General features: G+C 73.2%; 18 protein-coding genes. 11 read left to right on the top strand and 7 right to left on the bottom strand.

From position 1 onward, the window contains the following. The first annotated feature begins 12 nt into the window (after positions 1 to 12). Positions 13 to 3,291: a bifunctional lysylphosphatidylglycerol synthetase/lysine--tRNA ligase LysX gene (gene lysX / locus I3F54_RS15335; RefSeq protein ID WP_240119300.1), complete on the top strand. Its 3,279-nt coding sequence runs from the start codon at positions 13 to 15 to the stop codon at positions 3,289 to 3,291. Between the two features lie 145 nt (positions 3,292 to 3,436). Further along, positions 3,437 to 4,276, top strand: coding sequence for a polysaccharide deacetylase family protein (locus tag I3F54_RS15330; RefSeq protein WP_240119299.1), 840 nt, complete (start codon positions 3,437 to 3,439; stop codon positions 4,274 to 4,276). Positions 4,277 to 4,306: 30 nt separating this feature from the next. On the opposite strand, the gene I3F54_RS15325 is transcribed toward I3F54_RS15330, so the two are convergent. Beyond that, entirely contained in the window at positions 4,307 to 4,981 is a 675-nt protein-coding gene (locus I3F54_RS15325) for a class F sortase (protein ID WP_240119298.1), read from the bottom strand. A 335-nt stretch (positions 4,982 to 5,316) separates the two neighbouring features. On the opposite strand from I3F54_RS15325, the gene I3F54_RS15320 reads away from it, so the two are divergent. Then, on the top strand, positions 5,317 to 5,814 hold the full coding sequence (locus I3F54_RS15320; RefSeq protein ID WP_240119297.1) for a hypothetical protein: 498 nt from the start codon (positions 5,317 to 5,319) through the stop codon (positions 5,812 to 5,814). A gap of 92 nt (positions 5,815 to 5,906) precedes the next feature. Here I3F54_RS15320 and I3F54_RS15315 read toward each other — a convergent pair whose 3' ends face one another. Further along, positions 5,907 to 6,434, bottom strand: a complete 528-nt coding sequence (locus I3F54_RS15315; protein WP_240119296.1) for a hypothetical protein — start codon at positions 6,432 to 6,434, stop codon at positions 5,907 to 5,909. A 362-nt stretch (positions 6,435 to 6,796) separates the two neighbouring features. Next, on the bottom strand, positions 6,797 to 7,561 hold the full coding sequence (locus I3F54_RS15310) for a DUF4239 domain-containing protein (protein ID WP_240119295.1): 765 nt from the start codon (positions 7,559 to 7,561) through the stop codon (positions 6,797 to 6,799). A gap of 908 nt (positions 7,562 to 8,469) precedes the next feature. Between I3F54_RS15310 and I3F54_RS15305 the strand changes: the two genes are divergently transcribed. The 3 genes from I3F54_RS15305 (at position 8,470) to I3F54_RS15295 (ending at position 12,589) form a co-directional block, all read left to right on the top strand. Then, on the top strand, positions 8,470 to 9,402 hold the full coding sequence (locus tag I3F54_RS15305) for an SCO0930 family lipoprotein (RefSeq protein WP_240119294.1): 933 nt from the start codon (positions 8,470 to 8,472) through the stop codon (positions 9,400 to 9,402). Positions 9,403 to 9,644: 242 nt separating this feature from the next. Beyond that, positions 9,645 to 10,457: an SAM-dependent methyltransferase gene (locus tag I3F54_RS15300; RefSeq protein ID WP_240119293.1), complete on the top strand. Its 813-nt coding sequence runs from the start codon at positions 9,645 to 9,647 to the stop codon at positions 10,455 to 10,457. Continuing rightward, entirely contained in the window at positions 10,454 to 12,589 is a 2,136-nt protein-coding gene (locus tag I3F54_RS15295) for an EAL domain-containing protein (RefSeq protein ID WP_240119292.1), read from the top strand. The genes I3F54_RS15300 and I3F54_RS15295 overlap by 4 nt, the downstream gene beginning before the upstream one ends. A 155-nt stretch (positions 12,590 to 12,744) precedes the next feature. Here I3F54_RS15295 and I3F54_RS15290 read toward each other — a convergent pair whose 3' ends face one another. Beyond that, entirely contained in the window at positions 12,745 to 13,629 is an 885-nt protein-coding gene (locus I3F54_RS15290) for a LysR family transcriptional regulator (RefSeq protein WP_240119291.1), read from the bottom strand. Between the two features lie 132 nt (positions 13,630 to 13,761). On the opposite strand from I3F54_RS15290, the gene I3F54_RS15285 reads away from it, so the two are divergent. The 5 genes from I3F54_RS15285 to I3F54_RS15265 all read left to right on the top strand — a co-directional run bounded on the left by I3F54_RS15285 (position 13,762) and on the right by I3F54_RS15265 (position 19,307). Next, a complete protein-coding gene (locus tag I3F54_RS15285; RefSeq protein ID WP_240119377.1) occupies positions 13,762 to 14,433 on the top strand; it encodes a succinate dehydrogenase in 672 nt (223 codons plus the stop codon). Position 14,434: 1 nt separating this feature from the next. Then, positions 14,435 to 16,387: a fumarate reductase/succinate dehydrogenase flavoprotein subunit gene (locus I3F54_RS15280; RefSeq protein WP_240119290.1), complete on the top strand. Its 1,953-nt coding sequence runs from the start codon at positions 14,435 to 14,437 to the stop codon at positions 16,385 to 16,387. Then, complete coding sequence (locus I3F54_RS15275) at positions 16,384 to 17,133, top strand: succinate dehydrogenase/fumarate reductase iron-sulfur subunit (RefSeq protein WP_240119289.1); 750 nt, start codon at positions 16,384 to 16,386, stop codon at positions 17,131 to 17,133. The genes I3F54_RS15280 and I3F54_RS15275 overlap by 4 nt, the downstream gene beginning before the upstream one ends. 537 nt (positions 17,134 to 17,670) lie before the next feature. Next, a complete protein-coding gene (locus tag I3F54_RS15270; RefSeq protein WP_240119288.1) occupies positions 17,671 to 18,444 on the top strand; it encodes a GNAT family N-acetyltransferase in 774 nt (257 codons plus the stop codon). After that, entirely contained in the window at positions 18,444 to 19,307 is an 864-nt protein-coding gene (locus I3F54_RS15265) for a 1-acyl-sn-glycerol-3-phosphate acyltransferase (protein ID WP_240119287.1), read from the top strand. The genes I3F54_RS15270 and I3F54_RS15265 overlap by 1 nt, the downstream gene beginning before the upstream one ends. A 93-nt stretch (positions 19,308 to 19,400) precedes the next feature. Here the strand turns inward: I3F54_RS15265 and I3F54_RS15260 are convergent, their stop codons facing one another. The 3 genes from I3F54_RS15260 to I3F54_RS15250 all read right to left on the bottom strand — a co-directional run bounded on the left by I3F54_RS15260 (position 19,401) and on the right by I3F54_RS15250 (position 23,339). Then, on the bottom strand, positions 19,401 to 21,770 hold the full coding sequence (locus I3F54_RS15260) for an excinuclease ABC subunit UvrA (protein ID WP_240119286.1): 2,370 nt from the start codon (positions 21,768 to 21,770) through the stop codon (positions 19,401 to 19,403). Between the two features lie 70 nt (positions 21,771 to 21,840). Beyond that, positions 21,841 to 22,854, bottom strand: a complete 1,014-nt coding sequence (locus I3F54_RS15255) for an LLM class flavin-dependent oxidoreductase (protein WP_240119285.1) — start codon at positions 22,852 to 22,854, stop codon at positions 21,841 to 21,843. A 59-nt stretch (positions 22,855 to 22,913) separates the two neighbouring features. Next, positions 22,914 to 23,339, bottom strand: a complete 426-nt coding sequence (locus I3F54_RS15250) for a (2Fe-2S) ferredoxin domain-containing protein (RefSeq protein WP_240119284.1) — start codon at positions 23,337 to 23,339, stop codon at positions 22,914 to 22,916. Positions 23,340 to 23,400: the final 61 nt, after the last annotated feature.

Genomic DNA, 23,400 nt, shown 5'->3' with positions numbered 1-23,400 from the left:
ACAGTCGGAACCATGAGTGCCACGGTGGAAGCCCCGGCGGATCAGGACGGCCGCGGGCCGGCACCCGCGCCCGGGCGTGGCTTCCTCAGCAGGGTGCCGGAGGGGTTCGGCGCCTTCTTCGGCGCCCTCGGTCTGCTGTGCCTGCTGCTCGCGCTCGTCCCACCGCTGCGCAGGCTGCTGCGCCCGCTGGTGCGCGCCCTGGACCTGCTCATCGTCCCGGTCAGCGCCAACCTCGCCTACGCGGTCTTCCTGTTCCTGCTGGCCGGTGCCACCGCCGCCCGCAAGAAGGTCGCCTGGTGGCTGGTCGTCGTCTATCTGGGCCTGCTCGTCCTCACCGACGTCCTCGGCGTGACGCTCGGCCTGTACGCCGAATCCCTGCCGTCACTCGTCGTCTGCCTGTTCGCCCTGGCGCTGCTGATCGCGGCCCGGGCCGAGTTCTACGCCGCGTCCCGCCGCGGCGCCGTGCGGAGGGCGATCGGTGTGCTGCTGGGCGGGCTCGCACTGGCGATCCTGTTCGGCTGGGGCCTGGTGGAACTGTTCCCCGGCACCCTGCCGTCCGGCCAGCGCCTCGCCTGGGCCGCCAACCGCGTCCTCGGCGGCCTCGTCTCGGGCGGCTCCTTCGACGGCCGCCCACCGCGCGCCCTGTACTTCCTGCTCGGTCTGTTCGGCGCGCTCGCCCTGCTGAACGCCGCCGCCACCCTCTTCCGCTCCCAGCGCCTGGAAGCCGCACTCCACGACGACGAGGAACTGCGCATCCGCGCCCTGCTCGGCCGCTACGGCGCGCAGGACTCCCTCGGCTACTTCGCCACCCGCCGGGACAAGGCCGTCGTCTTCTCGCCCAGCGGCAAGGCGGCCGTCACCTACCGCGTCGAGGCCGGCGTCTGCCTCGCCAGCGGCGACCCGGTCGGCGACCGGGAAGCATGGCCGCACGCCATCGCGGCGTGGCTGGACATCGCCCGCCGGCACGCCTGGGCCCCCGCCGTGATGGGCGCCTCCGAGGACGGTGCCACCGCCTACGCCCGCGCCGGCCTCGGCGCCCTCCAGCTCGGCGACGAGGCGATCCTGCACGTGATGACCTTCGACCTGGGCGGCCGCGACATGCGCGTCACCCGGCAGGCCGTGCACCGGCTGCGCCGCACCGGCGCGACCTGCCGCATCCGCCGCCACGCCACGCTGAGCGACACCGAGATGGAGGAGATCGTCGACAAGGCCGACGCCTGGCGCGACACCGAGACCGAACGCGGCTTCTCGATGGCACTGGACCGGCTCGGCGACCCCGCCGACGGCGACTGTCTGCTCGTCGAGGCCTTCGACGCGGACGGCCGCCTGCTCGCCCTGCTCTCCTTCGTACCGTGGGGCCTCGACGGCATCTCCCTGGACCTGATGCGTCGGGACCGCAGCGCCCCCAACGGCGTGACGGAGTTCATGGTCGCCGAACTGAGCGCCGCCGCCCCCAGACTCGGCGTACACCGCGTCTCGCTGAACTTCGCCGTCTTCCGCTCCGCCTTCGAGGAGGGCGCCCGCATCGGTGCCGGACCGGTCCTCAGGCTCTGGCGCCGCCTGCTGCTGTTCCTGTCCAGATGGTGGCAGCTGGAGGCCCTGTACCGGTCCAACGCCAAGTACCACCCCGAGTGGTACCCGCGCTTCCTGTGCTACGGCGATGCCGCCGCCCTCGCCCGTATCGGCCTGGCCTCCGCCATCGCCGAGGGCTTCGTCTCCGTACCGTCGCTGCGCGCGCTCTGGGGCCGAGGGCACCCGAAGGGCGCACGGCGGCCCGCCACCACGGAAGGGCTGCCGCCGCTCACGGCCCTCGGCCTCGATGGAGGAGACGAGACCGGGACCGCCGTCCCGGGTGCGGACCGGCCCGAACAGGTCCGCGTCCGGCACCGCAAGCTGGATCGCCTGCGGGCGGCCGGTGTCGACCCCTACCCGGTCGGCGTCCCGTCCCGCACCCACACCCTCGCCGAGGTCCGCACGGGCGACCTGGTCACCGTCGCCGGACGGATCATGCTGGTCCGCGACTTCGGCGGCATCGTCTTCGCCGTGCTGCGCGACTGGTCCGGCGACCGCCAGCTCGCCCTCACCCGCAGCGGCTCGGGACCGGCGCTGCCCCGATTCCGTGCCGACACCGACATCGGCGACCACATCACCGCCACCGGCCGGGCGGGCGTCAGCGACCGGGGCGAACCGACCGTCTTCGTCACCGACTGGCAGCTGACCGGCAAGTGCCTGCGCCCGCTGCCCGACAAACGCCGCGGCCTCACCGATCCCGAGGCCAAGGTGCGCATGCGCTCCCTGGACCTGGTCACCAGCCCCGCCGCCCGCGACGTGGTCCGCGCCCGCTCCACCGCCGTCCAGGCACTGCGTCAGGGGCTGCTGGACCGCGGCTACCTGGAGGTCGAGACGCCGATGCTCCAGCAGATCCACGGCGGTGCCAACGCCCGGCCCTTCACCACCCACATCAACGCCTACCACCTCGACCTGTACCTGCGCATCGCCCCCGAGCTGTACCTGAAGCGGCTCTGCGTCGGAGGACTGGAGAAGGTCTTCGAGATGGGCCGCACCTTCCGCAACGAAGGCGTCTCCCACAAGCACAACCCCGAGTTCACGATGCTGGAGGCCTACCAGGCCCACGCCGACTACGACGTGATGCTCGACCTCACCCGCGAACTGATCCAGGGTGCCGCCACCGCCGCCTTCGGCAGCCCCGTCGCCCGCAGGGGCGGCGCCGAGTACGACATCTCCGGGCCCTGGCCGGTCAAGACCGTGTACGGCGCCCTCTCCGAGGCGCTCGGCGAGGAGATCGACGCCGGTACCGAGCTGCTGCGGCTGCACCTGCTGTGCGACCGCGCCTCGGTGCCGTACACCGCGGACGACGGCCGCGGCGACGTCGTCCTGGAGATGTACGAACGCCTGGTGGAGGAGAAGACTCTGCGCCCCACCTTCTACAAGGACTTCCCGACCGACGTCTCCCCCCTCACCCGGCAGCACCGGCGTGACCCGCGGCTCGCCGAGCGCTGGGACCTGGTCGCCTTCGGCACGGAGCTCGGCACGGCCTACTCCGAGCTGACCGACCCGGTGGAGCAGCGCCGCCGCCTCGCCGCCCAGTCGCTGCTCGCCGCCGGCGGGGACCCCGAGGCGATGGAACTCGACGAGGACTTTCTCGGCGCCCTGGAATACGCCATGCCGCCCACCGGCGGCCTCGGCCTCGGCGTCGACCGCCTGATCATGTTCCTCACCGGCCTGACGATCCGCGAGACCCTGCCCTTCCCGCTGGTGCGCCGCCGCTGACGCGGGCCCCTGCGGCCCGCCCTTCACGCGGCGCCCCTCGAACGCCGGCCGGATGACCCGTCTGCTTGGCCCACGCGGGTGGTTTCCGGCCGCCGCACCGGTGTCGCTGTGGTGCGCCGCCGCCTCAAGGGGCGAGGCATGACTCATGACGAAGGATCAGTTGTTCACCCGGCGCCGCCTCCTGGTCGCCGGGGCCGTCGCCGTGGGAGCCGCCGGCACCGCCGGAGTGTTCGCGCTGGGTGCCGGAGGGGAACCGGCCCGCTCCGCAGCCCCCGGCGCGGGCGCCCCGCCGCACCGCGTCCCGCAGAAGCCGTCCACCTACCGCCTGCGCCCGGTCACCGGATACGGTCCGCCGCCCACCGCTCAGCGCCGGACCCCCGTGCGGAGCAAGCCGCTGCTGAAGATGTCCGGACGCGGCCGCACCATGCTGCTGACCTTCGACGACGGCCCGGACCCCCGCTACACCCCGGACATCCTCGACACCCTGCGCGAGTACGACGTGCGCGCCACGTTCTTCGTGTGCGGGGAACAGGCCGAGTGGAACAGGGACCTGCTGGCGCGTATGAGTGACGAGGGCCATGTCGTCGGCAACCACACCTGGACGCACCCGCTGCTGACCCGGCTGAGCCGCTCCCGTATCCGCTCCGAGATCGAACGCACCAGCGACGTCATCGAGGACGCCTACGGCGAGCCCCCGCAGTGGTTCCGCGCGCCCTACGGGGCCTGGAACCGCGCCACCTTCCAGATCTGCGCCGACCTCGGCATGGATTCGCTGGCCTGGACCGTCGACACCCTCGACTGGACCACCCCCGGCACCCGCAGCATCGTCCGCAGCGTGGAGAACGGCGCCGGCCCCGGCGTCGTGGTCCTGTCGCACGACGCCGGGGGCAACCGCTCCCAGAGCGTCCAGGCCCTGCGCACCTACCTGCCGCAGCTGCTGGACTCCGGCTACCACCTCGCCGTCCCCCGGCGGCGGTACGCCTGACGGGGGAGGGCCGGCCCGGCCGGGGATCCGTCAGCGGACCTCGGCCAGGCGGGCGAAGACCACGACGTTGCCGTCGTAGCCGTTCTGCTTGGAGAAACCGCCTCCGCAGGTGATCACCCTCAGCTCCGCGCTGCCCTTGGAGGCGTAGACGCGGTCGCCGGGGAAGTCGTTCTTCGCGAAGACCTCGACACCGTAGATCTCGAAGACGGCGGTCTTGCCGTCCTTGCGCAGCACCTCGACGTGGTTGCCCTTCTTCAGCGCCCCGAGACCGTAGAACACGGCCGGGCCGCGCAGGTTGTCGACGTGGCCGACGACGACCGCGGTGCCCTTCTCACCGGGTGCGACGGCGCCGGTGAACCACCCGGCCAGATTCGGGTCCTCGGGCGGCGGCGCGTCGACCCAGCCGTCCGCGTCCAGGCCCACCGGCATCAGCGGCGCGTCGACCTGGATCGTCGGGATCCGCACCCGGTCGGCCACGGAGAACGGCAGCGGCGCCGGTGCCCGGAACAGGCCGCCCGCGGCACTGCCGCCGTCCGCCGCCGCCGCCGCGGAGGCCGGCTGTGGCGGGCCGATGTCGAACTCTCCCGACCCGTTCCGGATGAGCGCGAGCCCGGTCAGCAGGACGAGCGCTATCACACCCCAGGGGGCGCGCCTCCTCCGGCGCTCCTCCTCTTCGGCCAGCTCGGACAGCTCGGACGCAGACATTCGCCATCCCCTCTCGACACGGCCGTCGCCATGTCACTTCGCGCCTACGCAGAACGCTAAGTCCGACACGCTCAACCGGCGACAAGGCAGCGGCGAACGGGTGGCCCGCGCCGCTCGGGGTGCGCCATCCGGGGTTGCCGCTGCCAGGAATTTTCTGACGGCGTGTGACCTGCGCAGATGCCACGGCGCGCGGTGCCGTGCGGGCGTGCCGTCTCACCAGGACGGACCATCCCCGAAATGCGGGCGCGTGCAGCTCATCTGAGGGTCTTTCCGGGAGGTGCTTTCTCGCCGATCGACCGGGGACGGGTCCCGGGGCGCCTTCCGCGGAGGATCACATGCGCAATTCTCGTGGCCTTGCGGTCTCGGCCGCGGCGGTCGCCGTCCTCGGCCTCGCCGCACCCGCGGCCGTCGCGCGGGACGGCATGGGCGTCAACCCCAGCAACATCGTCGCCCTGCCGAGCGTCATCGCCCGCGGCGGTCAGCTGACCATCACCGTCGACGGCTGTCCGGCGGGCGGCACGGCGACCTCGGACGTCTTCCCGAGTACGCCCCTGACGCCGATCAACGGCGCCCACCGGACGTCCAAGGGCACCGCCACCGTCAACTCCAACGCCCGGCCCGGCACGCACAGCATCACCGTCAACTGCAACGGCCGGACCCTGACCAACCCATCCGCCTTCACCGTCATCGGCGGCGTCCGGGGCGGCCTGGGCGGCAGCAGCTCCAGCGGGGCGACGCCCACCGACATGGCCATCGGCGGCGGTCTGGTCGCAGCGGCCCTGGTCGGCGGCGGCCTGTTCTGGATGCGCCGCCGGGCCGAGCGGCAGATCTGACCTGGCCCGCTTCCCCTTCGTACGCCGCACAGGACGTGGCCCCGGAACCCACTCGGTTCCGGGGCCACGTCCTGTGCGGCGTACGCGGTCCGTCAGGCGCCGTCCTCACCGGTACGGCGCCGCGCGAAGTGGTAGGCGGTGCCGAGCGAGCCCGCGATGAGCGCGGCGCCCAGACCGATCTGCTTGAGGTCGAGTCCGGCGATGCTGCCACCCTCACCCGCGTGGACGCCCCGGGGCACCAGGGGCTCCGGTGTCGGATGGGTCCGCCCGCCGGCGATCGTCAGGTCCGTGGATCCGCTGACGCCGTCACAGGTGAAGGTGACGCGGTACTCCGCGCCCGGCCGGGCGTCCCGGTCGACGGTGGCGGTGGCGGACGAGTGCCCGCGCCGGATCGTGACGGTGTCGAAGACGCCCGACGTGACGGTGACCGGGCCCTTGCAGCCGCCGTGGTCGCGCTCCACCTGAAGCTCGACCCGCCCGCCGGCCGCGACGGTCGAGGGGGTGACGGAGAAGCCGAACGGGGTGATGTCCGAGCCACCCGTCGCGACGGCGACCGGCGCGGACAGAGCGAGAGCGCCGGCGCCCAGCAGCGCGGCCGTGGCAACGCGTATCGCGTGCATGTGAGTCCTCCGGGTCCACGAGGAGCAGCTGCGGACCTGATTCCGCTTGCGCCAGAAATGCACCTCGATGAGTGAAACGTTAGGAACACGTGTGCGTCCCCGCGATCGCAGTCGCGCGAACGGGTCACCGCGGTGCGCCACCCGGGGGAACCCGTCCCGGGTGGCTGCCGGCCGTCCGGGGGCCGCGGGACGTGGCGGGGGCTCCGGCACGCAGATCGCGACGAGGCGGAGCAAGCCCCCGTCCCCGGGGCGCGTCGGTCCGCCGCCGGACGCGGACGCCGCCCCGCGCCGGGTCCTGACCCGCCGGAACCGGGGCGAGGGGCGGTGGCGGGATCGCGCGGCACCGCGCCCCGCCTCTTCCGTCAGCCGCCGGCCTGCGGGAAGAGACGCATGAACGGTTCCATCGATGCCGTGATGCCCCGGCTGTAGGGCGCGTCGAAGTCCCAGATGAGGAACAACAGGAAGGCGATGAGCGCGGAGAACAGCCCGGCGAGGACCAGCTCGCGCGGCGTGCGCCGGATCTGCAGCGCGAAGACCATGCCGATGGTGATCACCGCCCCGGCGATCAGCCCGAACCACACCACGCCCGGCATCGTCGGGCCGGTGGCGTCGGCGCGTGCGGTGCGTGCCTGGTCGGCGGCGGCCACCTGGTCGACGAGCGGCTGGTAGGCCTGGGCCTCGAAGTCGTTCACCGGTTCGTAGTCGGTGACGTCCACGCGGACGCGTCGGAGCAGTTCGGTGCCGTGCGCGGTGACGCTGCCGTGGTCCCGCATCGCCCTCCACTCGATGGTGACGACATGTCCGACGTAGGCGTTGACATCCGCGCGGACGCGGTCGCGGACGTCGACGGGGTAGACCCGGACCCGCTCGTCGATCTCGTGCAGCGCCTGCGCCTCCGCCTGCACGTGGTCCTGGGCCGCGCTGCGGGCCTCCCAGACACCGGCGATGGCCAGGCCGAGGACGATGGCGTACACCACCCCGATCCACATCGTCATGTACTCGATGACGTCCGGAGTCTCACTGGGGTCCTCGTCGACGGCGGCCCCGCGGTGCCGCACGAAGGTGATGGCGACCACGACGACACACGCGGCCAGCATCGCGAGGGTGAGAACAAGCCATTCCGGCAAGGGGGATACCTCCAGCTATCGGACAACGGGGCGCGGTGGGGGAGGGCCGGTGGGTCGGCGCGGACGGAGCGCGGCCGCGGCGATCACCGCGGGAGCGGTGATCAGCAGCACGTACATGACGGGCGAGACGGTGCGGTGCACCTGCCGCCGGGGCGGCGCCGCGTGGTACCGCGGGTAGCCGACCGGGCTCGCGGACGGCCGCGGCGGGGGCGTCGCCTCGGGGGCCGGGGTCGGCGGGGGGCTGGGCCGGGGCGGCAGGGGTGGTTCCGGTACCGGGGCGCGCCGTTGCGGCGCCGCCCCGGGCGCCGCAGGCTCGGGGACGGGGTTCGGGGGCGCGGGGTTCGGGGGCGCGGCGGATTCCGACCGTGCGGGCGGTGGCGGTGCCGTCGGGCTGGGCGTCGGGGCCGGCGTCGGGGTCGGCGTCGGGGTCGGCGTCGGGGTCGGGCCGGGCGGCGGGCACACCGTCGGCCAGGGGGCGCTCCCGGCCACCGCCACCGCCTCGACACCGTCCGGGCCGGTCAGGGCCCAGGCGCAGGCGTCGGCGGACGCCGTCCCGGCCGGCGCCCCCAGCAGGAGCCACGCCAGCGCCGTCACGGCCAACACCCGTACAGTCGCGGGCGATCGGGTCGGTTGGGGTCCATGCACGAAGAAGATCTTGAGGCCTGTGCCGGTCTGGCGACGTCCGCCGCCGGGGGATTGCCCCCGAAGGGGGACAACGGCCCCGCTGCACGCGGCGCGGTGACGCTCGTGTGTCCGGCGAGACGTACGCCAGTACGACGGGCGTGTCACGGGTTCCGGAAAGAATTCCGCGCCGCCATTGAACACACCACCCCTCCTCCTGCGTACCCATGGCCGTGCGGCGGCGCAGCAGGGCGCTGCAACACCCTTGCTGACATGGGGAGTTGACGATGAAGACCTCCTGGCGGAGCGCCTCGCTCGCGGTGGGCGCCGTGGCCGTTCTGGCGCTGACGACGGCGTGCGGTCAGGACGGCGGCGGGGCCCGGGCCGTGAGCCAGAACGTGGGCGCCACCGCCCCGGCCGGCGACTACAGCGGTCTCGGCAACGCGGGATCCGACGCCGCCAAGGAAGGGCAGGACACCGCGGCCCAGACCGCGGGCGAACTGGCCGTCGCCGAGAATCCGGAACTGGGCAAGGTGCTCACCGACAGCGCCGGTATGACGCTCTACCGCTTCGACGCCGACACCGCCGAGCCGCCGAAGTCCACCTGCGACGGCGACTGCGCCAAGGCCTGGCCCCCGGTGCCCGCGGACGACGCCACGGCCGGCGACGGCGTCGACAAGAAGCTGCTCGGCGAGATCACCCGGTCCGACGGTACCAAGCAGCTCACCGTCGGTGGCTGGCCGGCGTACCGCTACGCCAAGGACACCGCCGCCGGTGACGTGCGCGGCCAGGGCGTCGGCGACAAGTGGTACGCCCTCGCCCCCGACGGCAAGAAGGCCCGGCTGAGCAACCTCCCCGGCCTGTCCGTCCGGCACGACACCAACCTCGGCGACATCATCGTGGACAAGAACGGCATGACCGTCTACCGCTTCCTCAAGGACAAGGCCTGGCCCAAGCCGGTCTCCGCCTGCACGGGCGCCTGTCTGGAGAAGTGGCCGGCCGTGTCGCCCGTCGCGGCGGACGACACCAAGGACGTGCAGAAGAAGGGCCTGATGAGCTTCACCCGGCCCGACGGCGTCAAGCAGCAGACGGTCAACTGCTGGCCCATCTACACCTTCTCCGGTGACAAGGCCGAGGGGGACATCAACGGTCAGGGCGTCGGCGGCACCTGGTACGCCGTGACCCCTGAAGGAAAGCCGGTCGGCGCTCCGAAGCAGTAGAGGATCACCACCCCAGGGCCGATCGCCCCCGCCGCGGCGGCGCGCCCGGCCGAACGTCCGCCCCCTCCGCACCGCACGGAGGGGGCGGACCTGTGTGCGTGCACGGGACCGTCCCCCGGGCGGCACGTGCCGCTGGCAGTGACCGGGAACGGACGGTCAATTTCCGTTTCTGCTCGCTCCTTTGCCGGGCGATCAGTAGCCTCAGCTCGAACACCGGATCGCCTACGCCTTGGAGTGAGCAGATGGAGCGTCCCGCTTGGGCTCCACGGAGCATCGACATCTCGGTGCCGAGCGTCTCGCGCATCTACGACTACTACCTGGGCGGTTCGCACAACTTCGAGGTCGACCGGGAAGCCGCCCGCAAGGCCATGGAGCACCTGCCGGGGCTGCCGAAGATCATGCAGGCGAACCGCGCGTTCATGCGCCGCGCCGTGCGCTTCGCCGCGGACCAGGGCATCACCCAGTTCCTCGACATCGGCTCCGGCATCCCCACCTTCGGCAACGCCCACGAGGTGGCCCAGAAGGCCAACCCCGGCGCCCGCGTCGTCTACGTCGACCACGACCCGGTGGCCGTCGCGCACAGCAGGGCGGTGCTGGAGGGCAACGACGACGCCGACGTGGTCGCCGCCGACCTCCGCAAGCCCCAGGAGATCCTGGCGAGTGCTCAGGTGCAGCGGCTGATCGACCTGAATCGGCCAGTGGCGCTGCTTCTCGTTGCCATACTGCACTTCGTGGAGGACGCTGACGACCCGTACGGGGCGGTGGCCGAGCTGCGCGACGCGCTCGCGCCCGGCAGCCTGCTGCTGCTCACGCACGCCTCGTACGAGGGGATCCCGCTGCCGCCCGGGCGGGCGGAGGGCGCGGTGGACGTGTACAAGGACATTCGCAGCCCGCTGATCATGCGCTCGCGCGACGAGATCGCGCGGTTCTTCGAGGGGTACGAGATGGTGGAACCGGGACTGGTGCCGATGCCGCGGTGGCGGCCGGAGACGGCCCCCGAGGAGGAGGATCCTTATGCCTTCTCCGGTTTCGCCGGCGTGGGGCGTACGGCGTGAGCGGGAAACCGGACGGGCCCGAGGACAGAGTGCGACGGTTCGCGGCGATCTGGAGCAGGGCTGTGTTCCCGCTCACGCCGACGTGCTCGACCCGGACCGAGTTCGAGGAGCAACTGCTGCCGCTGGCAGAACGGCTGAGCTGCGCCCTGCGGGCCCCCGCGTTCCAGGCGGCCGAGGGCCGGGCGGTCGGCGCCGCGCTGGTCGCCGCGCACTGCACCGATCCGGAGGCACTCAGCCGCAGCCTCGACTGCGTCGACGCCTACCTCGTGCTGTACTGCGGCGGCGACGGCGACCGGGAGGCCCTGCGCTCGCGCAGCGCACGGTTGCAGCACGCGATGTCCGCGGGGTACGCGCAGGCGCTGCGCGAGCGCACCCTCGCCGAGCAGGAGGCCATCGCGCAGGCCGCGCTGCGTGCCCAGGGCGTGGTCGCCCAGGCGCTGCACGCCAGCGAGGCCCGCTTCCGCGCGGTGTTCGAGGGCGCCGCCATAGGGATCGGCATCGCCGACCTGGAGGGAAACATACTGCAGGTCAACGACGCCCTGATGCGCATGTTCGGCGGCGGTGAGCAACTCGTGCGCGGCCGGAACGTCAAGGACTGGACGCACGCCGACGACGCCCCGCAGGTGTGGCGCCTGTACGACGAGCTGGTGCAGGGCGAACGCGAGCACTACCACCTGGAGAAGGCGTTCTACCGGCCCGACGGCACGGTTCTGTGGACCAATCTGACGGTCTCCCTGCTGCGCGACGCCGACGGCACCCCCCAGTACCAGCTGGCGCTGATGGAGGACACCACCGAGCGCCGCCTGCTCAACCTGCGGCTGCGCTACGAGGCCACGCACGACGCGCTCACCGGGCTGCCGAACCGGACGCTGTTCTTCGAGCGGCTGGAGAAGGTGCTCGGCGCGGGCGAGGAGCAGCGCTTCGGCCTGTGCTATCTCGACCTGGACGGCTTCAAGACCATCAACGACAGCCTCGGTCACGCCGCGGGCGACCGGCTGCTGGTGGAGGTCGCCGACCGTCTGCAGTCCTGCGCGACCGCGCCCGGGGAGATGGTCGCCCGCCTCGGCGGCGACGAGTTCGTGGCGCTGACCACCGGGCCGGACGCCCAGCGCGAGGTGGACGAACTGGCCGCCCGCATCATGAACGCGCTGCTCGCGCCGATCGGGATCGACGGCCGTGAGCTGACCGTGCGCGGCAGCATCGGGATCGTCGAGGGCGCGGCGGGCGAGCGCAGCGCGGCGGAGGTCCTGCGCAGCGCCGACATCACCATGTACCGGGCCAAGTCGGCGGGCGGCAACCGCTTCGAGCTCGCCGACCCGGAGGCGGACGCCCGCACCATCACCCGGCACGGGCTGACCACGGCGCTGCCGGCCGCCCTGGACCGCGGCGAGTTCTTCATCGAGTACCAGCCGCTGGTCCATCTCGGCGACGGCAGCGTGCGCGGCGCGGAGGCCCTCGTCCGCTGGCTCCACCCGCAGCACGGCGTGCTCGGCCCGGACCGGTTCATCCCGCTCGCCGAGCACACGGGCCTGATCGTCCCGCTGGGCCGCTGGGTGCTGGAGCAGTCGGTACGGCAGGCCCGGGAGTGGCGGGCCCGGCACGCGGACGCCGGCCGCTTCCGCATCAACGTCAACCTCTCGCCCTGCCAGCTCACCCACCCCGCACTCGTCCAGGACACCGTCGACATCCTGGAACGGGCGGGTGTCGAGCCGGACGTGCTGTGCCTGGAGGTCACCGAGTCCGCCCTGATCGGCGCCGACGACGACCTCCTCAAACCCCTGCGCCGACTGGCCGAGATGGGTGTGGACATCGCCCTGGACGACTTCGGCACCGGGTACTCGAACCTGGCGAACCTGCGCAGACTGCCGGTGAGCATCCTCAAGCTGGACCGCTCGTTCACCCAGAGCATGCAGCAGTTCCCGGCCGACCCCGTCGACCTGAAGATCGTCGAGGGGATCGTCTCGCTGGCCCACAGCCTCGATCTCGCGGTCACCGTGGAAGGGGTGGAGACCGGCGCGCAGGCCGAACAACTGCGGATACTGGGCTGCGACACCGCGCAGGGCTGGTACTACGCCCGCCCGGGGCCGCCGGAGCGGCTGCACGAACTGGCCCTGGCGGACGCGACGGGGTAGGACAGGCCCCGGCGGGGTTCAGGCTCTCGGCGCTGGGCGCTCCGGTCCGGCCCCGTGCCGATGAGGCGCCCTTCCGCACCGGGAGGTGCCCTCCTGAACCGATCCGCCCTGATCGCCCCGAAGGGCACGCGTCCCCCGGGGTACGACGGCGGCGCTCATCGTTCCAGCAGCATCCGCTGCAACTCCCGGGCGGCCCTCGGCGGGGCGACGTCGCTGCGATGGGCCAGGGCGATCGTCCGGTGCAGGCCCGGCGGGGCGAGCGGGGTGACACGCAGTCCGCGCCCCGAACGGGTGGCGACCATGCGCGGTACGACCGCCACGCCCAGCCCCGCCCGCACGAACCCCAGGACCGCGTCCATCTCACCGCCCTCGACGGCGAAGTCCGGCTCGAAGCCGGCCGAACGGCACGCGGCCACCGTCAGCTCCCGCAGGTCGTAGCCGTGCCGGAACATCACCAGGCGCTCGCCCTCCAGGTCGGCGATCCGCACGGTGCGCCGCCCGCCGCCCGGACTCGGCGCCTCCGGCGAGGACACCACCACCAGGTCCTCGCGCAGCAGCTCCACCGTCGTCAGCGCCGGGGACGGCGTCGGCAGGGGCAGGACGACCAGTGCGAGGTCGAGGGCGCCGCGGGCCAGCTGCCGGACCAGGTCGAGCGAACCGCCCTCCTCGACCAGCAGCCGGATGCCGGGGTAGCGGTCGTGGAAGGCGCGCAGCACGTCGGGCAGCAGGCCCGTGCACAGACTCGGGGTCGCGCCCAGCCGGACCCGCCCGCGGCGCAGCTGCGCCAGCTCCTGCACCTCCTGGCGCGCCGTCTCCGTGTCCGCCAGGATCCGCCGGGCCAGCGGAAGCAGTGCCTCGCCCGCGTCGGTGAGCGCGATGTTGCCCCGGGCCCGCAGGAACAGGTCGGCGCCCAGCTCCCTCTCCAGCGCCCTGATCTGCTGGGACAGTGACGGCTGGGCGACGTGGACCGCCTCCGCCGCCCGGGTGAAGTGCCGGGCCTCGGCGACCGCAACGAAGTACTGGAGCTGCTGGAACTGCACCGTTCCAGCATAGGGAACTCGATAGGCGTTGCCTATCGAAACGAGGTGGGCCATGTCTTGGACCGATGAGGACCTTCGGCCCTAGCGTTCTGTCCCATGGCTCTGGCAACGCGGACCGACCGGCGGCAGTCCATGGCGCGCACCGTGTGGAACTCCACCGTCGGCAAGAAGACGGTGATGGCCGTCAGCGGCGTGATCATGCTGCTGTACCTGGTCGCACACGTCATCGGAAACCTGAAGATCTTCTTCGGCGCGGGGGAGTTCAACCACTACGCGCACTGGCTGCGCACCGTCGGCGAGCCCTTCATGCACGAGGAGTGGACGCTGTGGCTGGTCCGCGCGGTGCTCGTCGTCGCGGTCGTCGCGCACGCCCTCTCCGCGTACCAGCTCAGCCGCCGCGACATCCGGGCCCGCCCGACCCGCTACGTCCACCGAAGGCCCCGGGCGAGCTACGCCACGCGCACCATGCGCTGGGGCGGCATCATCCTCGGCCTGTTCATCGTCTGGCACATCCTGGACCTGACCACCGGCACCGTGCACTCCGGCGGTTTCCAGGAGGGCCACCCGTACCAGAACGTCGTGGACACCTTCTCCACCTGGTACGGCAACGTCATCTACATCGTCGCGATGCTCGCCCTCGGCCTGCACGTCCGGCACGGCTTCTGGAGCGCCGCCCAGACCCTCGGCGTCGGCAGCCGTAGCCGGGACCGCGTCCTGAAGACCGTCGCCGACGTCCTCGCGCTGCTGCTCACGGCCGGCTTCGTCGCCGTGCCCGTGGGCGTCATGACCGGAGTGGTGAGCTGACATGACCGCTGCATACACGAGCTACACGACCGGCGAGCCGATCGCCGACACCAGGGCGCCGTCCGGCCCGGTCCACGAGCGCTGGGACAAGCGCCGCTTCGAGGCCAGGCTGGTCAACCCGGCCAACCGGCGCAAACACACCGTCATCGTCGTCGGCACCGGCCTGGCGGGTGGCTCCGCCGGCGCCACGCTCGCCGAACAGGGCTACCACGTCGTCCAGTTCTGCTACCAGGACTCCCCGCGACGCGCCCACTCCATCGCGGCGCAGGGCGGGATCAACGCGGCGAAGAACTACCGCAACGACGGCGACTCCGTCCACCGCCTCTTCTACGACACCGTCAAGGGCGGCGACTTCCGCGCCCGCGAGTCCAACGTCCACCGGCTCGCCCAGATCTCCGTCGAGATCATCGACCAGTGCGTGGCGCAGGGCGTGCCCTTCGCCCGCGAGTACGGCGGCCTGCTCGACACCCGCTCCTTCGGCGGTGTCCAGGTCTCCCGCACCTTCTACGCCCGCGGCCAGACCGGCCAGCAACTGCTGCTCGGCGCCTACCAGGCGCTCAGCCGGCAGATCGCGGCCGGCAACGTCGAGATGCACCCGCGCACCGAGATGCTCGACCTGATCGTCGTCGACGGACGGGCCCGCGGCATCGTCGCCCGGGACCTGATCACCGGCAGGATCGACACGTACTACGCGGACGCCGTCGTGCTCGCCTCCGGCGGCTACGGCAACGTCTTCCACCTGTCGACCAACGCCATGAACTCCAACGCCACCGCCGTGTGGCGGGCGCACCGGCGCGGCGCCCTGTTCGCCAACCCCTGCTTCACGCAGATCCACCCCACCTGCATCCCCCGCACCGGCGACCACCAGTCCAAGCTCACCCTGATGAGCGAGTCGCTGCGCAACGACGGGCGGATCTGGGTGCCCAGGGCCAAGGGTGACACCCGCCCGCCGCACCGGATCCCCGAGGACGAGCGCGACTACTACCTGGAGCGGATCTACCCCTCCTTCGGCAACCTGGTCCCACGCGACATCGCCTCCCGCGCCGCGAAGAACGTCTGCGACGAGGGCCGCGGCGTCGGTCCCGGCGGACAGGGCGTGTACCTCGACTTCGCCGACGCCGTCGAGCGGATGGGCCGGGCGGCGGTGGAGGCCAGGTACGGAAACCTCTTCGACATGTACCGGCGGATCACCGACGAGGATCCGTACGAGGTGCCGATGCGGATCTACCCGGCCGTCCACTACACGATGGGCGGACTGTGGGTCGACTACGACCTCCGGACCACCGTGCCCGGCCTGTTCGCGATCGGCGAGGCCAACTTCTCCGACCACGGAGCCAACCGGCTCGGCGCGTCCGCCCTGATGCAGGGGCTCGCCGACGGCTACTTCGTACTGCCCGCCACCATCAACGACTACCTCGCGCGCAACCCGCACCAGGACGAGGTCACCGACGAGCACCCGGACGTCCGGGACACGCTGGCCGGGACCCGGGACCGCCTGGACCGGCTGCTGGGCGTCGACGGCGACCGCACCCCCGACTCCTTCCACCGCGAACTCGGCGAGCTGATGTGGGAGTTCTGCGGCATGGCCCGCACCGACTCCGGGCTGCGCAAGGCGCTGGAGCGCATCCCGCAGATCCGAGAGGAGTTCTGGCGGCGCATCAGGGTTCCCGGCACGGGCGAGGAGTTCAACCAGTCGCTGGAGAAGGCCAACCGCGTCGTCGACTACCTGGAGCTCGCCGAACTCATGTGCCTCGACGCGCTGCACCGCACCGAGTCCTGCGGCGGCCACTTCCGCGAGGAGTCGCAGACACCGGACGGCGAGGCGGCCCGCGACGACGACGCGTTCGCCTACGCGGCGGCCTGGGAGTTCACCGGCACCGGCACCGCCCCGGTCCTGCACAAGGAAGACCTCGTCTTCGAGTACGTCCACCCCACCCAGCGGAGCTACGCATGAAGCTCACCCTGCGCGTCTGGCGGCAGAAGAACGCCGACGCCGACGGCGCCATGTCCACGTACGAGGTGGACGGCATCTCGCCGGACATGTCCTTCCTGGAGATGCTCGACACCCTGAACGAGGAACTCATCGTCACAGGCGAGGACCCGGTCGCCTTCGACCACGACTGCCGCGAGGGCATCTGCGGCGCGTGCAGTCTGGTGATCAACGGCGATGCGCACGGACCGGAACGCACCACCACCTGCCAGCTGCACATGCGGTCCTTCCAGGACGGCGACACCATCGACATCGAGCCGTGGCGCGCCGCCGCCTTCCCCGTGATCAAGGACCTGGTGGTCGACCGCTCCGCCTTCGACCGGATCATCCAGTCCGGCGGCTACATCACCGCGCCCACCGGATCGGCGCCCGAGGCCCACGCCACGCCGGTCCCCAAGCCGGACGCCGACCGGGCGTTCGAGCACGCCGAGTGCATCGGCTGCGGAGCCTGTGTGGCCGCCTGCCCGAACGGTGCGGCGATGCTGTTCACCTCGGCCAAGGTCAACCACCTCAACGTGCTGCCGCAGGGGGCACCCGAGCGTGAGACCCGCGTGCTGGACATGGTGGCCCAGATGGACGAGGAGGGGTTCGGCGGCTGCACCCTGACGGGCGAGTGTGCGACCGCCTGCCCCAAGGGCATCCCGCTGGCGTCCATCACCGGCATGAACAAGGAGTGGCTGCGGGCGACCCGGAAGGTCGCCAGGCGGTAGCGGAACGTTCGCCGACAGGGTGCGGACGGGCGGGACCGGGCGTGGTGCTCGACCCCGGTCCCGCCAAGGTTCCCCGCCCAGGACCGCCTCCCGGAGCACCGCCGGACCCGGGCCGGCGAGCGGTGCCCGGACGGCCGCGCCCGCCCTTCCGGGCCACCGGCCGCCCACCGCGGCGCCCGGCGCACCTCCTGCGGCGGCACCTGCGGACCCGGGGACTCCGGCAACTGCCACGGCGTCGCGTCCGGCGTCCCTGCCGACAGCCGTCCCACGCCGCCCCCAGGGCCCGGTGACCGCTCCCCGCGGTGAGACGCCCGGTGCCGCCGGGTCGCCTCCTGCCGGTCACCCGTAGGACACCGGCCCGTCCACCGGGCCGGGGGCGTCCGACACCCGGCGCGAGCCGTTCAACCGCCCCACACCCGGGCCTTCGGAACCCGTCACGTGCACGCCAACCGCGATCGGAAGAACAGAGGCGGTGGGCCGGACGTCCCCGGCCCACCGGGTGCCGTCCCCGAACCGGCCCGTGACCTGGAGAGTGCCATGCCCGGTGTTTCCACCCTCGACCGTCCCCCGCTCGGCGCCGCCCCCACCCGCTACACCGTCACGCTGGCCCGGGACGAGGACGACGTGCGGGCCGCGCAGCGCCTGCGGCACGACGTGTTCGCCGGGGAGATGGGCGCCCTGCTCGACACCGCGCAGCCCGGCCACGACGTCGACGCCTTCGATGCCTACTGCGACCACCTGCTGGTCCGCCAGGAGGCCACCGGCGAGGTCGTCGGCACCTACCGGCTGCTGCCGCCAGAGCGCGCCGCCATCGCCGGACGCCTGTACTCCGAGGGCGAGTTCGACCTCGCGGCGCTGGACCCGATCCGCCCCGGCCTGGTCGAGGTCGGCCGTTCCTGCGTGCACCCCGACCACCGCGACGGCGCCGTGATCGGCCTGATCTGGGCCGGCATCGCCCGCTACATGGTCGACCGCGGCCACGAGTGGCTGGCCGGCTGCTGCTCCCTCCCGCTCGCCGACGGCGGCACCCTGGCAAGCGCCGCCTGGAGCCGGGTGCGGGCCAAGAACCTGGCACCGGAGGGGTTCCGGGTACGGCCGCTGCTCCCGTGGGTCCCGGCCCGGCCGGGCCCGGCGGCCTCCCGCACCGAACTGCCCGCCCTGCTGCGCGGCTACCTCCGCCTGGGTGCCTGGGTGTGCGGGGAACCCGCCCACGACCCGGACTTCGGGGTCGCCGACCTGTACGTGCTGCTGTCGATGCGCCGGGTCGACCCCCGCTATCTGCGGCACTTCCTCTCCCTCGTCCCGGCCTGATGAGCGTCTGGCTGCCCGCCGCGCCCTGTACCCCCGGGGCGTGTGTGGAACCCGCCGGCTCCGTCCGGTCCGCCCCGAGGGCGCTGCTGCGGCTGACGGCGGTGCTGGCCCTGCTGCTCACGGGGATCGCCCTGTCCCCGTTGAGCCGACGGATCCCGGCCGGCGCCACCCGCCGCTGGTGCCGGTGGATCGTCCGGGCGGCGGGCGTCCGCGTCCGCATCAGCGGCGCCGCCGCCCGGAGCGGCGGGATGCTCCTCGTGGCCAACCACATCTCCTGGCTGGACATCCCGCTGCTGGCCGCCGTACGCCCCGCGCGCATGCTGGCCAAGGCCGAGATCCGCCACTGGCCGGTGGCCGGTCCGCTGGCCGCCCGCGGTGGCGCCCTCTTCATCGACCGCGACCGCCTGCGCGCCCTGCCCGACACCGTCGCCCGCGTCACCGCCGTGCTGCGCAACGGGGGCGCGGTCGCCGTCTTCCCCGAGGGCAGTACCTGGTGCGGCCGGGCCCAGGGCGACTTCCGGCGCGCGGTGTTCCAGGCGGCGCTGGACGCCGGTGTCCCCGTGCAGCCGGTTCACCTCCGCTACCGGCTCACCGGCGGAGCCCGCAGCACCGCCCCCGCCTTCGTCGGCGACGACTCGCTGCCGGCGTCGGTGTGGCGGGTGGTGTCGGCGCGCGGGCTGGTGGCCGACGTCCAGGTGCGCACGGTGATCGCGCCGGGCAGCCACGCCGACCGCCGCTCCCTGGCCCGCGCCGCCCAGCCCGCCCCACCGCCGCAACCCCGTCCGGCGCACGCCGCCCCGGCCGCCCGGGTGCCCCATCCGGCGCAGGAGTCCCCGGTGCGTCCGGCCGCTGCCGGTCCGTGAGCCCGAGGGGGCCGGCGGGGCCGGTCGGTGCGGGTGGGCAGCGCGCCCTGGCCGGGCCGGCGGGCGGTTCCGCCGCGCGCGGTAGGCCCGCCGTCACCGGTCCGACGTGTGCCCCGCCCGGTCCGCCGGATGCGGAGGCAGCGCCCGCGCCAGATACGCCGCCGTCGCGCTCCCCTCCGCGCGGGCCACGCGCGCGGGTACCCCCGCCGCCACGATCCTGCCGCCCGCCTCGCCGCCCCCGGGACCCAGGTCGATCACCCAGTCCGAACCCGCCACCACCGACATGTCGTGCTCGACGACGACGACCGTGTGCCCGGCGTCCACCAGGCCGTGCAGCCGCCGCATCAGCACCTCCACATCGGCGGGATGGAGGCCGGTGGTCGGTTCGTCGAGGAGGTAGAGGGTGTCCCCGCGCCGGCCGCGCTGCAGCTCGGCCGCGAGTTTGATGCGCTGGGCCTCGCCGCCGGAGAGTTCGGTGGCGGGCTGGCCGAGCCGCAGGTATCCGAGGCCGACGTCGAGCAGGGCACCCAAGGGGCGGGCGGCGGCCGGGGTGTCCGCGAAGAAGTCCGCCGCGGCCTCGACGGTCAGGTCCAGGACCTCGGCGACGGTCCTGCCCCGGTACGCCACCTCCAGCGTCCGCGGGTTGTAGCGCGCCCCGCCGCAGCCGGGGCAGGGGGCGTACGTGCTGGGCAGGAAGAGCAGCTCCACGCTGACGAAGCCCTCGCCCTGGCAGGTCTCGCAGCGTCCTCCGGGCACGTTGAAGGAGAAGCGGCCGACGCCGTAGCCGCGCCGCCGCGCCTCCCCGGTGGCCGCGAAGAGCTTCCGCACGACGTCGAACAGGCCCGTGTAGGTGGCGAGGTTGGAGCGGGGGGTGCGGCCGATCGGCTTCTGGTCGACCGCCACCAGGCGGCTCACACCGTCGAGGTCCTCGGTGATCTCACCGATCAGCGTCGACTTCCCGGAACCGGACACCCCGGTGACCGCCGTGAGCACCCCGAGCGGGATGTCCGCCGTCACCTCCCGAAGGTTGTGGCGGGTGACCGGGCCGACCCGCAGGTGTCCGCGGGCGGTGCGGACCTCACGCGCGGGGGCCGGGGAGGCGTCGAACAGGTGACGGGCCGTCGCCGACTCCGCGACACCCGCGAGCTGTGCCACCGGGCCGCTGTGCAGCACCCGTCCGCCGTGCTCGCCCGCGTGCGGCCCGACGTCCACCAGCCAGTCGGCGCCGCGGACGACCTCCAAGTGGTGCTCGACCACGAAGACCGTGTTCCCGGCTGCCTTCAGCCGTGCCAGCACCGCCAGCAGCGCCTCCGTGTCCGCCGGGTGCAGCCCCGCCGACGGTTCGTCGAGGACGTACACCACGCCGAACAGACCGGACCTCAGCTGGGTCGCCAGGCGCAGGCGTTGCAGTTCACCCGCTGACAGGGTCGGCGTGGCGCGGTCCAGGCTGAGGTAGCCGAGACCGAGTTCGACGACCGGCGCGATACGGGCCTTGAGATCGTCGGTCAGCACCCGCGCAGCCCCGTCCCCGGCCGCCAGGATCCCGGCCAGCTCCGCCAGCGGCAGCGCCGCCAGGTCGGCGATCGTCCGGCCCGCGAAGGTGACCGCCAGGGCCTCGGGCCGCAGCCTGCCGCCTCCGCACGCCGGGCAGGGCACACTGGTCAGGAAACGCTCCGCCTTCGCCCGCAGAGTGGCGCTCTTCGACTCCGCGAAGGTCTTCATCACCCAGCGCCGGGCACTCATGTACGTGCCCTGGTACGGCCGTTGGATCCGGTCGGCGTCGCGCACCGGGTGCACGGTGACCACCGGCTGCTCGTCCGTGAACAGGATCCACTCGCGTTCGGCGGCGGGCAGCTCGCGCCAGGGCCGGTCCACGTCGTGGCCGAGGGCCTCCAGGACGTCCCGCAGGTTCTTGCCCTGCCAGGCGCCCGGCCACGCGGCGATCGCGCCCTCGCGGATCGACAGCGACGCGTCGGGGACCAGCAACTCCTCGGCCGTGCGGTGCACCCGGCCCAGGCCGTGGCACGCGGGGCAGGCTCCGGCGGCCGTGTTGGGGGAGAAGGCGTCGGAGTCCAGGCGCGGCGCGCCCGGCGGGTGGTCGCCCGCGCGGGAGAACAGCATCCGCAGGGACGCGGACAGATGGGTCACCGTCCCGACCGACGAGCGAGAGGTCGGCGCCGACCGGCGCTGCTCCAGGGAGACCGCGGGCGGCAGGCCCGAGATCTCGCCGACCTTCGGGGCACCGACCTGGTGGATCAGACGCCGCGCGTACGGTGCGACCGACTCGAAGTAGCGCCGCTGCGCCTCGGCGTAGATCGTGCCGAACGCCAGTGACGACTTCCCCGATCCGGAGACGCCCGTGAAGACGGCCACGACATCCCTGGGGATGTCCACGTCCACGTTCTTGAGGTTGTGCTCGCGGGCGCCGCGGACCCGCACGTACGGGTCGTTGGGGCTGGGCATGGGGCCTTGGCACCGCTCTCCGCTCTCGGGGGCAAACCCTGCGATCCTACGCCAGCACCGAGGGCCACGCTCAGGACGCGACGGCGCCCCCGGACACGAGGGCGGCGAGCCGCCGGTAGGAGTCCGTCAGCGCCTCGCGGTCGTAGGTGCTCGTCGTCACCAGCACCTCCTGTGCACCGGTCTCCTTCAGCAGCGTCTCCAGTGCGTGGGCGACCTGCTCCCCGGTGCCGGCGATGTGCCCGGTGAGTCCCGACTCGTACAGGGTGCGTTCCCTGGCGGTCATCGTGCGGGCCTCCACGTGCTCGGCGGGTGGCAGCGGAGGGAAGGTGCCGCGGGTGCGGGAGTGAGCCATCGACCAGGCCTCGGGTACCAGCAGCCTGCGGGCCGCCTCCGGGGTGCGGGCCACCGCGACCGTGCCGGAGACGACGACGTACGGTTCCCGCGCCCACTCGGAGGGGCGGAAGTGCGTGTGGTAGTGGTCCACGCCGCGCTGCATCCGCTCCCGGTTCCGCAGGTCGCCGATGACCATCGGCAGCCCCGCGTGGGCGGCGATCGAGGCCCCCTCGCCCATGGCGAGGACGAACGGCGGGACCAGCAGCCCCTCGGCGGGGCGCGCACGGACCCCGGTCGGGGAGGTGCCCCGGAACCAGCCGAGCAGTTCACGGAGCTGGTCCGCGAAGCCTGCCGCGTCGTCCCGGTCCCGGCCGAGTGCCCGGCGCACCCCGTCGGTGAACCCGACCGAGCGGCCGAGGCCCATGTCGATCCGCCCCGGGAAGAGCGACTCCAGCACCCCGAACTGCTCTGCGACCACCAGCGGCCGGTGGTTGGGCAGCATCACCCCGCCGGTGCCGACGCGCAGTGTGCGCGTCGCCCCGGCGACGGCCGCGGCCAACACGGTCGGCGCCGAGCCGGCCACGCCGGGCACCCCGTGGTGCTCCGACACCCAGAACCGGTGGTAGCCCAGCCGTTCGGCCTCCTGGGCCAGTGCCACGGTGTCGCGCAGCGCCTCGCCGGCCGTGCGGCCCTCGCGGATGCGGGAGCGGTCGAGGACGGAGAAACGGGTCTGCGCGATCAGGGAACTCATACACCGTTCAACGCCCCGCACGCCCAGGGATTCCGCCCGCTGCGCGGGCCCGGGACGGCTCAGGCGCGGGGCGGGCGCGGTTCGACGAACTGCAGCTCCAGTGCCACCGGAGGGCGGGCCACACCCGGCCCGCCCTCCGCCGCCCAGGCGACGACCTCCCCGGTGCTGTCGTCGTCGGTGGCGAAGCCGACCCACACGGGCCGCCCGCCGGCCCGGCGGCCCGCGGCGGAGGGCTGGACGACGATGACGTTCGCCTGGTCGCAGGGGCCGGGGCAGTCGCTCGTACGGACCCGGAACCCGTGCTCCACGGCGGCCGACCGCAGCCGGTCGAGCTGCCCGGCGTGGTCCGTGCCGGGGTTCTTGCGGGCGTCGCCGCAGCAGCAGCCGCGGCACACGACCAGCGTGCACGGGGGCGTGGAGGCGGCGCGGGCGGGAGCGCGGGAGGGGGCGGCGGAAACGGGTACGGCGGGCGAGACGCTTCTCATGGAAGCAGCATGATCCATTCGGGTGGCCGGCATGCCGCGGGACCCCGGTCGCCCGGGCCTG

Source organism: Streptomyces sp. MUM 2J, assembly GCF_022414535.1.
Taxonomy (GTDB): Bacteria; Actinomycetota; Actinomycetes; order Streptomycetales; family Streptomycetaceae; genus Streptomyces.
Note: the sequence above shows the minus strand (reverse complement) of the source record. Positions and strands in the feature narration are given on the sequence as shown.